The organism is Staphylococcus epidermidis, from assembly GCF_006742205.1.
Lineage (GTDB): Bacteria > Bacillota > Bacilli > Staphylococcales > Staphylococcaceae > Staphylococcus > Staphylococcus epidermidis.
This window is the reverse complement of sequence record NZ_AP019721.1, coordinates 1,399,192-1,412,752: the sequence shown is the minus strand read 5'-3', so window position 1 is coordinate 1,412,752 and position 13,561 is coordinate 1,399,192. Positions and strand designations below refer to the sequence as shown.

At 31.5% G+C, this 13,561-nt stretch carries 18 protein-coding genes; 2 read left to right on the top strand and 16 right to left on the bottom strand.

Annotated elements, in window-relative coordinates; genetic code table 11:
- Nucleotides 1-128: 128 nt before the first annotated feature.
- The 16 genes from FNL83_RS06925 to FNL83_RS06845 all read right to left on the bottom strand — a co-directional run bounded on the left by FNL83_RS06925 (nucleotide 129) and on the right by FNL83_RS06845 (nucleotide 11,844).
- The gene (locus tag FNL83_RS06925; RefSeq protein WP_001831017.1) at nucleotides 129-743 is read right to left on the bottom strand and encodes a phosphatase PAP2 family protein; all 615 of its coding nucleotides are present in this window, start codon (nucleotides 741-743) and stop codon (nucleotides 129-131) included.
- 12 nt (nucleotides 744-755) lie between these two features.
- Nucleotides 756-1,829: an undecaprenyldiphospho-muramoylpentapeptide beta-N-acetylglucosaminyltransferase gene (locus tag FNL83_RS06920; protein WP_001831309.1), complete on the bottom strand. Its 1,074-nt coding sequence runs from the start codon at nucleotides 1,827-1,829 to the stop codon at nucleotides 756-758.
- A 17-nt stretch (nucleotides 1,830-1,846) separates the two neighbouring features.
- Nucleotides 1,847-2,350 carry a GNAT family N-acetyltransferase gene (locus tag FNL83_RS06915; RefSeq protein ID WP_001831293.1) on the bottom strand — a complete coding sequence of 168 codons (504 nt, stop codon included), beginning with the start codon at nucleotides 2,348-2,350 and terminating at the stop codon, nucleotides 1,847-1,849.
- Between the two features lie 335 nt (nucleotides 2,351-2,685).
- Entirely contained in the window at nucleotides 2,686-4,161 is a 1,476-nt protein-coding gene (locus FNL83_RS06905; RefSeq protein WP_001831212.1) for a S41 family peptidase, read from the bottom strand.
- Between the two features lie 344 nt (nucleotides 4,162-4,505).
- Nucleotides 4,506-4,730 carry a YozE family protein gene (locus tag FNL83_RS06900; RefSeq protein WP_001831241.1) on the bottom strand — a complete coding sequence of 75 codons (225 nt, stop codon included), beginning with the start codon at nucleotides 4,728-4,730 and terminating at the stop codon, nucleotides 4,506-4,508.
- A complete protein-coding gene (locus FNL83_RS06895) occupies nucleotides 4,730-5,230 on the bottom strand; it encodes a PTS sugar transporter subunit IIA (RefSeq protein WP_001831133.1) in 501 nt (166 codons plus the stop codon). Before FNL83_RS06895 ends, FNL83_RS06900 begins: the two co-directional genes overlap by 1 nt.
- 12 nt (nucleotides 5,231-5,242) lie before the next feature.
- Nucleotides 5,243-5,671 carry a peptide-methionine (R)-S-oxide reductase MsrB gene (msrB, locus tag FNL83_RS06890; protein ID WP_002439748.1) on the bottom strand — a complete coding sequence of 143 codons (429 nt, stop codon included), beginning with the start codon at nucleotides 5,669-5,671 and terminating at the stop codon, nucleotides 5,243-5,245.
- A complete protein-coding gene (gene msrA, locus FNL83_RS06885; protein ID WP_001831118.1) occupies nucleotides 5,668-6,192 on the bottom strand; it encodes a peptide-methionine (S)-S-oxide reductase MsrA in 525 nt (174 codons plus the stop codon). Before msrA ends, msrB begins: the two co-directional genes overlap by 4 nt.
- 102 nt (nucleotides 6,193-6,294) lie before the next feature.
- Complete coding sequence (gene fakB2, locus FNL83_RS06880; RefSeq protein ID WP_001831247.1) at nucleotides 6,295-7,143, bottom strand: fatty acid kinase binding subunit FakB2; 849 nt, start codon at nucleotides 7,141-7,143, stop codon at nucleotides 6,295-6,297.
- 9 nt (nucleotides 7,144-7,152) lie between these two features.
- Nucleotides 7,153-7,638: a trimethoprim-sensitive dihydrofolate reductase DfrC gene (gene dfrC / locus FNL83_RS06875; protein WP_001830952.1), complete on the bottom strand. Its 486-nt coding sequence runs from the start codon at nucleotides 7,636-7,638 to the stop codon at nucleotides 7,153-7,155.
- A 41-nt stretch (nucleotides 7,639-7,679) separates the two neighbouring features.
- Nucleotides 7,680-8,636, bottom strand: coding sequence for a thymidylate synthase (locus tag FNL83_RS06870; RefSeq protein WP_000282655.1), 957 nt, complete (start codon nucleotides 8,634-8,636; stop codon nucleotides 7,680-7,682).
- 313 nt (nucleotides 8,637-8,949) lie between these two features.
- Nucleotides 8,950-9,612, bottom strand: a complete 663-nt coding sequence (locus FNL83_RS06865) for an ABC transporter ATP-binding protein (RefSeq protein WP_001832777.1) — start codon at nucleotides 9,610-9,612, stop codon at nucleotides 8,950-8,952.
- Nucleotides 9,613-9,627: 15 nt separating this feature from the next.
- Entirely contained in the window at nucleotides 9,628-10,677 is a 1,050-nt protein-coding gene (locus FNL83_RS06860; RefSeq protein ID WP_001831083.1) for an ABC transporter permease, read from the bottom strand.
- 211 nt (nucleotides 10,678-10,888) lie between these two features.
- Nucleotides 10,889-11,326 carry a bacilliredoxin BrxA gene (gene brxA / locus FNL83_RS06855; protein ID WP_002457670.1) on the bottom strand — a complete coding sequence of 146 codons (438 nt, stop codon included), beginning with the start codon at nucleotides 11,324-11,326 and terminating at the stop codon, nucleotides 10,889-10,891.
- A gap of 51 nt (nucleotides 11,327-11,377) precedes the next feature.
- Nucleotides 11,378-11,638 (bottom strand): NifU N-terminal domain-containing protein, encoded by a 261-nt coding sequence (locus FNL83_RS06850; protein ID WP_001831110.1) that lies wholly within the window; start codon nucleotides 11,636-11,638, stop codon nucleotides 11,378-11,380.
- Nucleotides 11,639-11,649: 11 nt separating this feature from the next.
- On the bottom strand, nucleotides 11,650-11,844 hold the full coding sequence (locus FNL83_RS06845) for a zinc-finger domain-containing protein (protein WP_001831026.1): 195 nt from the start codon (nucleotides 11,842-11,844) through the stop codon (nucleotides 11,650-11,652).
- Nucleotides 11,845-12,094: 250 nt separating this feature from the next.
- On the opposite strand from FNL83_RS06845, the gene FNL83_RS06840 reads away from it, so the two are divergent.
- Both FNL83_RS06840 and FNL83_RS06835 read left to right on the top strand, forming a co-directional pair.
- Nucleotides 12,095-12,799, top strand: a complete 705-nt coding sequence (locus FNL83_RS06840; protein ID WP_001831106.1) for a queuosine precursor transporter — start codon at nucleotides 12,095-12,097, stop codon at nucleotides 12,797-12,799.
- A 324-nt stretch (nucleotides 12,800-13,123) separates the two neighbouring features.
- A complete protein-coding gene (locus tag FNL83_RS06835) occupies nucleotides 13,124-13,519 on the top strand; it encodes a ribonuclease HI family protein (RefSeq protein ID WP_001831152.1) in 396 nt (131 codons plus the stop codon).
- The last annotated feature ends 42 nt before the right edge of the window (nucleotides 13,520-13,561 follow it).

The window sequence follows — 13,561 nt, the reverse complement described above, 5'->3', positions numbered from 1 at the left end:
ACAAACAATATTTATTTAAAAACGCCGATTTGAATATACTAAATAAACCACTAAAATCATTGTTTACTCACAATCATTTCAGTGGTTTGGTCAATACCTATTTAATTTAAAATTCCAACCGCGCTTCTTTATACAGCGAGTTGTTTTTTCAATATTAACGTTGATAAAACAATGCAGAATACACCACCAATAATGCCGGCAATAATATCTGTAGGGTAATGAACGCCTAGATACACTCTAGAAGTTGATATTAATAAAATGAAAAGTGCGCATAAACCGATTAACACGCCTTTAGAGATACCCGAATCATGACGGTTTATTACATATATAGCGCTTCCAAAGAATGAAGTTGAGCCCATAGCATGACCGCTTGGAAAACTAAAGCCTGAAATGTCAATTAAACGCAATAATGTTGGACGTTCCCTATCAAAGATATTCTTTAATAGTGGATTGAGTGTACTAGATAAGCTCATTACTATTACAAAGAATAATGTCTCAATCTTGAAACGTTTTAGCATAAGGTAAGCAACTAATAATAAGGATAGCGCAACCATTGCCCAAACTTCACCAATTTTTGTTACACCTAACATAATAGATGTGGTAATGAAACTTTCAGATGAATAAATAAATTCATATACTTCGTTATCTATCCATTTTCCAAGCCTTGATTCATGAAAAAAAGCTATTATACCAAAAATAAGTGTAAAAACAATAAGCAATGAAATGCGTTTCCATCGATTCATTATAGGTGCCCCCTACTTGTTTAATGCATCATGAATAATTTTATCAAATAAATCTTCTTTCGTGTAACTCTCTTGATATGTTTCCATTTGTTTAATAATAGATTCACGATGTAATTCAATATCATTTAATTCTTGCAATAAGTTAACTTCTGTAAGTTGATCTTCAGGAATATGACGACCATAACCCTTAGATTCAAAGTTTTTAGCATTATCAATTTGATCTCCTCTTGATTGATCAAGTCCTAAGGGGATGAGTAACATCGGTATACGTAGCGATAAAAATTCATAAATTGCGTTAGAACCTGCACGACTTACAACAGTATCAGTGATTGCTAATAAATCAGTTAAGTCGTCTTTAACAAATTCAAATTGAACATACCCTTTTTTATTGATTGAGTCATCAACAAGTCCTTTTCCAGTTAAGTGTATAATTTGATAATCATGGAGAAGTGCCTCAATATTTTGACGAATGATATTATTAAGTTTTTTACTACCTAAACTTCCTCCCATGACTAATAACACTTTTTTATTTTTATCAAAATCAGTGAGTTGATATCCTCTTTCTTTATTCCCTTGTTTTAAGTCCTCACGTACAGTAGCCCCAACAAAATCAGCTTTATCTTTTGGAAGATATGTAAGTGTATCTTCAAAGGTTGTGTATATTTTCTTAGCAAATTTTAAAGAAATTTTATTAGCTAATCCAGGAGTTAAATCTGATTCGTGTATGATAGTTGGAATTTTTAAAGAACGTGCGGCTATAACTACCGGAACACTAACAAAACCACCTTTTGAAAAAAGTAAGTCTGGTTTTTGTTTTTTAAGTATTTTACGTGCATCTAAAATTCCTTTCAAAACTTTAAAGACATCTTTTGCATTTTCAAAAGATAGATAACGACGTAATTTACCGCTTGATATTGGATAATATTGAATATCAGGGAGTTGTGACTCTATCATTTCCCTTTCAATACCATGTTTTGAACCAATATAAAATGCTTCGTGTCCTTTTTCAATCGAAGTAGGAATTAAACTTAAATTCACTGAAACGTGTCCTACTGTTCCTCCACCTGTATATGCAATTTTTGTCATAATTACAACCTCTATTCTTATATGTTTTTATAATATGCATAAAAAGGTGCCCCTCTATCAAAAGGATGATAATCTATCTCTATCTCATCAACTTTAGTAAAACCAAACTTTTCAAATAATCCTTGAGCAGGTTTATTGAGGGCAAATGTATCTGTTAAAATGACATGAATATCATGTTCATTTGCTAAGTCAATGGCAAATTGGAAAAGTTCAGTCGCAGCACCTTTATATTGTTTTGATCCAGCTAATCTGTGAATAACGTATGCCCCATTTCGATTAACAGGCCAATCAATGTCATCATACCACTCCGATTGATTTTGGTCGATAACAATAAAACCATAAATTGTATGATCAACGTCTAAAACATATAGTGTTTTATTTTCGATGTCTTCTTCAAAATGCTCTTTCGCGGGATATTCATCATCCCATTGGTTGTTGTTGAATTCTTCCATAATCTGTTTAGCCTCTTTGACTAATTGAGTAATACTAAGTAAATCATTTTTAGTTGCTAATCTAATCATCTTACTAAAACACCTCTTTTTTAGAATTTTAACGAGTGGTAACAATAAATTTAAATCATATTGATACTTTTAAGACTCAATCAATTAACGAAAATCTGAAAAAGTTAAGAAATGATTGGGATTATACCTTAATAGGAATAACTTTTTATTAAAGTTGTATTTCTAACTAATCAGAATTATCAGATATGATTAAGAGCCTGTACATATACTATATGTCTCAGGCTCTTAATTCAAACGTGAATGGTTATTAAATTTAAGGAATCCAACCCTTTAAGTATGAAATTACACTTAAAGGGTTGAATACATTATTTTTGTTTAACGATTTACTCGCAAGTTTATTTTAGTTTGTTTAGTAAATCGTTTAAAACAGTATCTTTTTTATTCGCTTTTTCAACTAGTTTTTCAGTAAATTTATCATTTGTTTTTTTATCAAAATTGCCATTAACTTTTAAATTATTGTCTTGTTGAAATGTTTTAATAGCAGATTCTAATTGTTCGTCAAATATGTTTGTTTCGTTATCAATTGGATAACCTAAAGCTTTTAGACCTATTTTCATCGTTTTAACATTTTTATCTTTTTCACCTTGATGATAAGTTTTGTTATCTGGAATGACATTGAGTGATTGGTATTTTGGTGTTGAGATACTAACATCTGGTCTAATTCCTTTACCATGAATATAATGGCCATCAGGCGTTAGCCATTTCATCTCTGTATATTTAATTAATGAACCATCACTAAATTCACGAGTGGTCTGAACGATACCTTTACCAAATGTTTTAGAACCGTAAACTTTAGCTTTATGATAGTCTTTCATAGCACCTGTAAACACTTCTGAAGCACTAGCTGATCCCTCATTAACTAAGATGGATACTTTCATATCTTTTGCTTGTTTTAGTGCTTGATTAGAAGTTTTTAATTCTTCCTTATCCTTACCTTTTTCTAATTGAACGACAGTATTTCCCTTATCAATAAAGATGTTAGCCATCTTGACTGCCTCATCTAATAACCCCCCCGGATTATTTCTCAAATCTAAAATGATATGACGGATGCCTTGCTTATGCGCTTTGATGATTGCAGATTTGAGTTCACCAGAAGTATTGCTTTGGAATTTATTGATTGTTAGTACGCCTACATTGCCTTTCTTCTCATACTCTACACTCTTAACGTGAATGGTATCGCGTTTAATCTTAATATCCTTTTCTTGCGAACCACGTTTTATAGTTAAAGTAACATATGTTCCTTTTTTACCGCGGACCATTTTAACAACTTGATCAAGTGGTTTACCGACTACCGAATGATGATTCACTTGTGTGACGATATCTTTAGGTTGAATACCAGCTTTTTCTGCTGGTGAATCCTTCATTGGACTAGTAACACTTATCTGTTCATTTTTCTTTTGCATTTCAGCACCTATGCCAACGAAATCACCTGATACACCTTCATTAAATTGTTTTGTTTCTTCAGCAGTCATATATTCTGAATATGGATCTTTAAGTTCTTTAACCATACCATCTATGGCAGATTGAGTTAATTTATCAGAACTTTGCTTTTTGTAATAATCTTTATTAAGTGTTTGATAGACATATTCAATTTTTTTTAAATTTGCACGTTGTTCTTTATTTAAACCACTTTTTTGATGGCTAATTAAAATTGTTGATACTACAGTAATGATGGATGTTAAAAGAATAATACCCAAAATAACGAGTATGAAATGCCATAATTTAATTTTTATATGCTTGCTATTCTTAGATGGTGTTGACTTTGTGTTATCATCTTGAGATGTTGCATGATTTTTTTGATGATCATTCATGGTATCACATCCTTATACGTTCATATTGAGTTATACAAAATATAAATTCATAGATTATATTCAAACTTAATCATTAACAAGTTATTTAGGAATGTTCATTCTGTATGTATTCGAATATTTTTAATTATGATGTATGTAAGTGAAAATCGCATGAGGCTTGAGTAGTACATGCAAAAAATTAATATATTAAACGAATGTTTCATTGAGAAAACAGCGTAATTATTTTGTGTGCATCTAGCAGAAGTTATAATTAAAAAGTGTACAGTTTGAATCCCTTTACATTAAAACACCTGAGACATTGAGTCGTGTCCCAGGCTCTATCAATATTTATTAATGAAAAGAATTTAAAACTTCAACCATTCTGTATAGTCATCATATAAGTCATCAAATACAGACATTGGTAGGGTGAATTCGCTATGTGTCTCAATATATTCAGATAATGTATTAAAATCATCTTCGTGTTTTGGAAAGGCAAGGTCTTCAAAAATTTGCTCAGCAAAAACACCTTTATCGTCTTTTCTTCCGCGCACGGTCATAATAAATTGATAAAATGAATAATTCTTAACCATTAGCTTACTGTCACATCAATAACTTGTGTTTCCCCTTTAACTACTGCTTGTACGTCTTCAATATGAATTGATTCAGTTTGATCAGAGTTTGTAATAATAATAGGAGAAATAATAGATTTTGCATTATTATTAATATATTCTAAGTCAAAACGTATAAGTGGGTCACCTATTTTAATGTCATCTCCACTTTCAACAAGTACTTCAAACCCTTTTCCATCCAATTGAACGGTATCTAATCCGATATGAACTAATAACTCTAATCCATTTTCGGCTTTTAACCCTACGGCATGTTTCGTTGGAAAAACATTATCGACTTTGCCTTCAATCGGTGAAACAACTTCACCCTCTGTAGGATTAATACCAAAGCCTTCTCCCATCATTTTTTGCGCAAACACTGGATCAGGAATATCTTCAATTTTGACATACTCACCTGTCAAAGGTGCGTAGATTTTAATGTTTTTGTCAACTTCTTTAGCTTTTCCAAATAACTTTTTAAACATGTAAATGCACTCCTATTTTTTAAAATGTTTAATTAAATCTCCATATCCTAACTCTTCTAGTTTATCATAAGGTATAAACTGAATCGCAGCAGAGTTAATACAGTATCTTAAACCACCTTTTTCTTTAGGTCCGTCATTAAAAACATGCCCCAAGTGACTATTTGCTTTTTCTGATCGAACTTCAGTTCTAATCATACCAAATGATTTATCAACAAGTTCTACGATTTCATCATCATTTAATGCTTTGGAGAAACTTGGCCAACCGCAATTAGATTCAAATTTATCCTCTGAAGTAAATAATGGTTTGCCGGACAATTTATCAACGTAAATTCCTTTTTCAAAGTGATTCCAATACTCGTTTTGAAACGGAGGTTCAGTACCATTTTCTTGAGTGACTAGATACTCCATGTCATTCAGTTCTTCTTTGTTTTTTTTAATCATTTTGAGCCTCCCCAGTGTGATTCGATAAATGCTTTTCTACCAGATCCACGTTGGTATTGTTCATAATGCGTAGGATTCTTTTTGTAGTAATCTTGATGATATTCTTCTGCAGGATAGAAATTTTTATATGGTTTTATCGGTGTGATAACAGGTTTTTTAAAGATACCCTCTTCGTCAATTTGTTGTTTCTTTAACTCGGCAGCTTTGAGTTGATTCTCATCATGATAAAAAATGACAGGTTGATAGCTTTCACCTCTATCAAAGAACTGCCCTCCGTCATCAGTTGGGTCAAATGTTTTAAAGTAAACGTCTAAGATATTTTCAAATGTTGTAATATTAGGGTCATATTCAATTTGTACAGCTTCCACATGTCCTGTTTGATTTGTGCATACCTGTTCGTATGTTGGATTTTCTACATGTCCTCCACTATATCCGGAAACGACTGATTTTATTCCAGGATATGAGGTGAAGGGTTTAACCATGCACCAAAAACAACCTCCAGCTAGTGTCGCATATGCCATGTTATATTCCCTCCTTAAGTTATCTGTTTGTTTAAATTTACGCTATATTGTCGGGAATTTAAAGTATTTAACTCAGAATCATTCATGTGATTTTGTGACAACTTAGTTCAACGTATCTCTCAATACCACAAGTCCAATTGCACCTTGTCCAGTGTGTGTAGAAATCACTGGAGTTGTTACATTAATATCAAATTGGCTAAAATCAAATGACTCTGTAAATGATTTTATGATTTTATCAACGAAATCTTTAACGTTGGCGTGAGCAATACCTATTGATTTAATTTTATGATCTTTAACAAAATCTGTAATTTCTTTTTTTAAATATTGCACACTAGAGTTTTGAGTTCTAGAATTATGCACTAGTTCAAGTTTACCATCTCTTAAAGTTCCGATTGGCTTAATTTTCATAATGTTTCCAATTAAACCTTTTGTTTTACTTATCCTTCCACCTTTAATGAGTTGATTAAGCTGACCGATAACCACAAACAGTTGCAAGTTATCACGTAACTGTGTCATTTCCTTCACTATTTCTTCTGTTGATGTACCTTGACTTATTAATTCAACAATTTGCTTAATTTGATAACCTAACCCAAACGAAATAGATTTAGAATCAATCACTGTGATATTGCCATCTACCATATGGCTCGCTTGAACAGCAGTATTATAAGTACCACTTAAGCCTGACGAAAGATGAATACTTATAATTTCAACGTCATCTTGAGCTAATTGCTCATATGTTTCAATAAATCGACCAATAGGTGGTTGACTTGTTTTGACGTCTGCATCATTTTCAATATGATCGATATACTCACTTGAAGAGATATCAACTTGATCAGTGTAAGATTTCCCGTCGATTGTCAGGCTTAATGGTATAACATGAATGTTATGTTGTTTTAAATATTCATGTGATAAATCAGAGGTTGAATCTGTGACGATAATTTGTTTAGCCATAATTGCCTCCTATTTCCCTTTTCTACGCACTAAATGTAAGAATGTATGCGGTATAGTATTTTTTTCATCTAGTTGACCTTCTACTGAAGATTCGACTTCCCAGTTTTCGAATGTGTATGGTGGAAAGAATGTGTCTCCTTGAAACTTTCCATCTATTACTGTGATATACATATCATCTACCTGGTCAATCATTGCCTCGAATAACGTTTGTCCTCCAAATATAAAAACATGACCAGATAACTCTTTAATTTCATCAAGAGAGTTTATAACATCTACCCCTTCATGGTGAAATGAAGCTTGGTTAGTGAGTACGACGTTACGTCTATTTGGCAATGGTTTCCCTATAGAATTAAAAGTTTTCCGTCCCATTACAAGTGTATTCCCAGTGGTCAGTTGTTTAACATGCTTTAAATCATTTGGTAAGTGCCAAGGTAATTGATTTTGGTACCCAATGACTCTTTGTTTATCGTGAGCGACAATTATTGATAATGTCATGGTATACCTCCTTTCTGTATGCGAAATATTAATGCATCTTTTTATACCGCAATAGGTGCTTTAATAGCAGGGTGTGATTCATAATTTATCAATTCTAAATCTTCATAATTAATATCAAAAATTGATTTATCTGTATTAATTTTTAATTGAGGTGGTAGATAACTATCTCTTGATAATTGTGTATGTATTGCATCCATATGATTGGAATAAATATGTGCATCTCCAAATGTATGAATGAATTCACCCACCTCAAGTCCACATTCTTTTGCAACAAGATGTGTCAGTAAAGCATAACTTGCAATATTGAAAGGAACACCTAAAAATATATCAGCACTTCTTTGATATAATTGACAATTTAATTTACCCTCTTGTACGTAAAATTGAAACATTGTGTGGCAAGGTGGTAATGCCATTGAATCGATTTCAGTAGGATTCCATGCTGAAACAATGTGACGTCGAGAGTTTGGATTGGTTTTAATTTGTTGTATAACTGATTTTAATTGATCGTAATGATTCCCATTTTTATCTTCCCAATCTCTCCATTGTTTACCATAAACATTCCCTAAGTTGCCATATTTTTTAGCAAATGCATCATCGTTTAGAATACGTTCTTTAAATTTTTTCATTTCTTCTTTATACTGCTCGTTAAATTCAGGGTCTTGCTGGGAACGATGTCCAAAATCTGTCATGTCTGGTCCATGATAATCATCAGACTGAACATAATTTTCAAATGCCCATTCATTCCATATATTGTTATTATATTTAAGTAGGTATTGAATGTTTGTATCTCCTTTAATAAACCATAATAATTCAGTTGCTACTAATTTAAAAGAAACCTTTTTGGTTGTAAGTAAAGGAAACCCTTTGGTTAAATCGAAACGCAATTGATGCCCAAATTTGGAAATTGTCCCGGTATGTGTGCGATCATCGCGTCTATTCCCTATTTCTAATATCTCTTCGCATAAGCCATGATAAGCTTCGTCGAATGGATTATACATGCGTACAACTCCTTATAAAAATATGTATTATATTAATAAACATTATACTAGAAAAGATGTATCGATAGAAGAGAGAGGGTTTTGAGTTTATAAAATTTTAAACCTTTTATGTAAAATATCTCATATAAAACAAGTTAATAAACAGGAAGGTGTTGAATTGATTGTTCAATCTTGACAATATGAATTTGAGTTTTTCTTACATAATATTTTTAAAGATTCAATGGACTGTTGTTTTATAAAAAAACCGAGTCACAACAAATGTTGACTCGGGATTTTCAAATATGAAATGCAAGTAATTGTGAATGTTTTATTTCTATTGGAGTGAAAGAACTCCATCCTCCATGAAATATGTTTTATCACAAAAATGAGTTAAACGTTCATCATGAGTAACAATCACACATGTTTTATTTCTTTCTTTCGTTTGTTTTTGAAGTATTTTCATTACAGCCATTGCATTATTCGTATCTAGTGAAGCGGTAGGTTCATCTGCTAGTATGATTGATGGATTTGTGTAAATAGCTTTAGCTATTGCCACGCGCTGTTTTTGACCGCCAGATATTTGATTTGGTAATTGATTGGTAATATCCGATAAATTTAGCTGTTTAACCAACTTTTGGTATTCATCTTCACTTAATGTATCTTTTTTATATTTACCAAGAAGTTTGAATTGTTGTTCGATTGTTAAAAAAGGCACGAGATTCGTCGATTGTAATATAAAACCTATTTCGTTAATTCTTATTTGAGATAACTGTTTTTCAGATAATATTGATATATTTTTGTTATTGATGTAAATATTTCCTGACGTAGGTCTTTGTAAGGCGCCAGCCATAGTTAAAAATGTACTTTTCCCTGAACCTGAGGGTCCCACGATAGCAATCAGTTCCCCCTGAATTATTTTTAAATCGGTAGGTTTTACTGCCTGAATCATTTGATTGCCATCTCTGAAAGATTTGCTCACTTGTTTGAACTCTAACATGTTTATGATTCCTTTCTATCCAATTGCTTTAAGTGGATTTATTTTTATTATAGACAACACAGAAAATAGACTGCCTAATAAAGAAATAATGATAAGAACAATTCCATATATCAACATCGTTAATAAATTAAAATGAATTGGAACGACAGGCGGTAAAAATGTACCTGTTAATAGTGTTAAGAGAAATCCTATGATTGTTCCAATTAAAGATAATATGAAAGTTTGAGCAAAAACCATTTTTGCTAAATAGCAGTTGGTAAAGCCTTGTGCTTTAAGTACACCAAATAAGTGTGTTTTTTGGAGTGTTATAACATATAAGAATACGCCAATTACTGTTGCTGAAATTATAAATAAGAAAACGATCATAAAGTTCAAAGTTAAATTTTGAGCTTTATAGCCAGGAAGATTTTTAATAAACTGCGATATTGAAATGCTTTCTAAATCTTTGTTAAGTTTATGATTTTTCCAATTTGAGTCTTTGATTACTATAGCATTTGTTTTATCTTTTGATAATTTGGGATTAAGTTTCTCAATGGTTTGATTATTAGAGAATAGCACGGGTGAAGCATTATATTTAGCACTTTCTACAATACCTACCACTTTTAGCTTTTCGTCTGATTGAGATAAAGATAAGATGTCACCTATTTTGAACCCCTTATCAGCTAATGTTTGATCAATGACTATTTCATTTGAACTTTCAACTTGATGACCTTTAATTATAGGCGGAATTAAAAATGATTTGTGTGTAACGCCAAAAAGTAACGCGTTTTCTTCCCGATGATGGTTTGAGATAATAACTCCTTGTTGTTTTAATGTGGTTGATTTTTCATAAGTATTTTGTACTTTGGATATATTGAATAAGGATTGCTCTACGGTTTGATTAGCTTCTTTTTTTAATATGATAGCGTCTGCATTCCACTTTTCTATACCTTCAGTATTCATTTTAATAAGGCCGTTTGCAAGTCCTGACAGTAGGAATAATAAATAACTTATAAGTACTAATATGCCAATGACTAAACTGAATTTAATTTTATTTCTTTTTATTTCATTCCAAGCTAAAAACATGAATGATGCACCTCAATTTTTTACGTAATCGTTGGTAGAGAAAATAATCAAATAGAATTAGTTAAAGAACAACTATATTTAATATAAGTATGATTGTAATTGAAAATAAAAAATAGGACAGGATTCATGTTGAATCGACTGTCCCACTCTTGTGAATGATATTACTTTTAGTGATTCTTTGACATAGCTATCTTATTAGACAATATTAAGTTTATTGACAATTATCATCAAAAGCATCTTTTAAATCCATAGCTATATCATTGATGTCGCGCCCTTCAATATGTTCGCGAGGTATAAAATGAACTAAATGTTGACCTTTAAATAATGCGTATGAGGGACTTGAAGGAACTTGTTGGATGTAATCTCTCATTGTTTGTGTTGCTTCTTTATCTTGACCAGCAAATACAGTTACTTTATGATCTGGTTTTACTTCATTTTGCTCTGCAACTGCAACAGCTGCTGGACGTGCTAATCCTGCAGCACAACCGCATGTTGAGTTGATTACAACAAATGTTGTATCATCATTATCTATATTTTGCATATACTGATTGACGTCATCACTCGTTTCAAGACTTGTGAATCCATTGTCTGTTAATTCAGCTCTCATTTGTTGTGCAAGTTCTTTCATATAAGCTTCGTATCCATTCATCATAAAATGCTCCTCTACTAATAATTGTTTCTAATTGTACTATATAGAAAATTAATTGCTTTTAGCGAACGTGTTTTCAATTTGTGGTAATAATTCATTCCAGTTAGCGTTATCTTCTTTATCAATTGATATAAAATCCAAAACATAGAATATTGATTTAACACCTTCTATTTCAAATAATCGATTAATAAATTCAGGTTGACCTTCTTGAGCGGCAGTATATGTTGTAGATGAGTTATCTTGACGTGGTTCACTCAACGAAACTTTCATTGTATTATGATTAGGTGTTTCTGAAATTGCTATAATCTCCATGTGACATCCTCCTATTGTAACTCATTACCAATTTGTTTAATTTGTTTACCGACCGTACATTCATTTATACAAAAATGATGTGCTTGTGTTTTACCGTGAGTTTTTCTATTGTGCTTTTTTAATGGACATTGGTGACAATAAATATTCATCAATTGGTCGATGTGTTGAATTGCTTGTTGTTCTGTATTAGTGAGTATAGCTTTCACTTCCCTTAGCTATAGACTATTTATATTTATACCCATTTCACATGTTTGTATTATAGCATTTATAAGTTGGGAATTTGAAATAATCAATTTTAGTTTTGAGAAAACTGATAACTTAGACGTTGGTTTAAGTTATTATTTATTTACTCTTCTTTTTTAGCATTGCATTAAAGATGAATTTTAAGTAAAATAGTATAGTTAATTTTGGCGGTTTCTAAACACCCGCTTTAACAAAATTTAGGAGGAAAGTTATATGTATAATGAAATATTTGGTATTGCGTCATTTATTGTTACATTCGCTTTAATGGTACTGATGTATCGCTGTTTTGGTAAACAAGGACTAATTGCTTGGGTAGCAATAGGAACGATTATCGCTAATATACAGGTCATAAAAGCGGTTCATATTTTTGGTATTACGGCTACACTTGGAAATGTCATGTTTGCTTCTATATATTTAGCTACTGATATATTAAATGACATCTATGGTCGTAAAGTTGCTAAAAGAGCGGTGTGGCTTGGTTTCTCTTCTACCTTAGTAATGATTATAGTCATGCAAATGTCATTGCATTTTATTCCTGCTCCAGTAGACAATGCGCAAAACTCATTAAAAATGATTTTTGATTTAGTTCCTAGAATTGCTATAGGTTCCATTATTGCTTATATCATAGGCCAACATATTGATGTATTTATATTCAGTATGATTAAAAAGATATTTAGCTCTGATAAGACCTTTTTTATTAGAGCATATGGTAGTACCATTTTAAGTTCTATCATTGATACCGGTTTATTTGTTTCAATTGCTTTTATTGGTACTATGCCTGGTACTGCTGTTTTTGAAATATTTATTACCACTTACTTGTTAAAACTAGTGTCAACTATTTTTAATGTACCATTTGGATATATCGCTAAGTCACTATATCGAAAAGGAAAGATAGAACAACTAGATAATGGGTATTGATATTTATTGTATCAGAAATATAGTTATACAAAAGCGAATCAGAGTTCCATGTGCTGAACTAGCTTCGAAATTCAATTTGGTTTGTCCGTAGAATTTTCGAGCGAAATTCTCAATGATAGGACCTACGACCAAAGTTAAATAAATCTTAATAAAAGGGCTAAATTTAGACATCAATGCCCTATTTGTTAGCAGAACCTGAAGTATATATGTTATCTTAGGTTCTGTTTGTTTTTGATTTAATTTTTAGTGCTTTGTCTTTTTAGTTTGATACAATAGAATAGATACATTTTAGTGAGTAGACAATTCTGAAGAGGAGTAAAAGTAATGGCTAAAATATATTTTGATGCTGCGACTAAAGGAAATCCCGGCCGAAGTGCTTGTGCGATTATTATTAAAGAAAATTCACAAAGATATACATTTACCCATGATTTAGGTAAAATGGATAATCATAGTGCAGAATGGGCAGCAATGTTACACGCTTTGGAACATGCACGCGAATTAAAAGTATCTAACGCGTTACTTTATACTGATTCAAAATTAATTGAAGATAGTATGATGCAAGGTAAAGTTAAAAATGCTAAGTTTAAAGTTTATTTTGAAAACATAGAAATCTTAGAGCAAAGTTTTGATTTGATGTTTGTGAGATGGATTCCACGAAAGCAAAATAAAGAAGCGAATCAACTTGCTCAACAAACACTATACAAACTTACATCACAATAATCTAAAGTGTTAATATGATATGTTACGTATTTAATTGTTTGT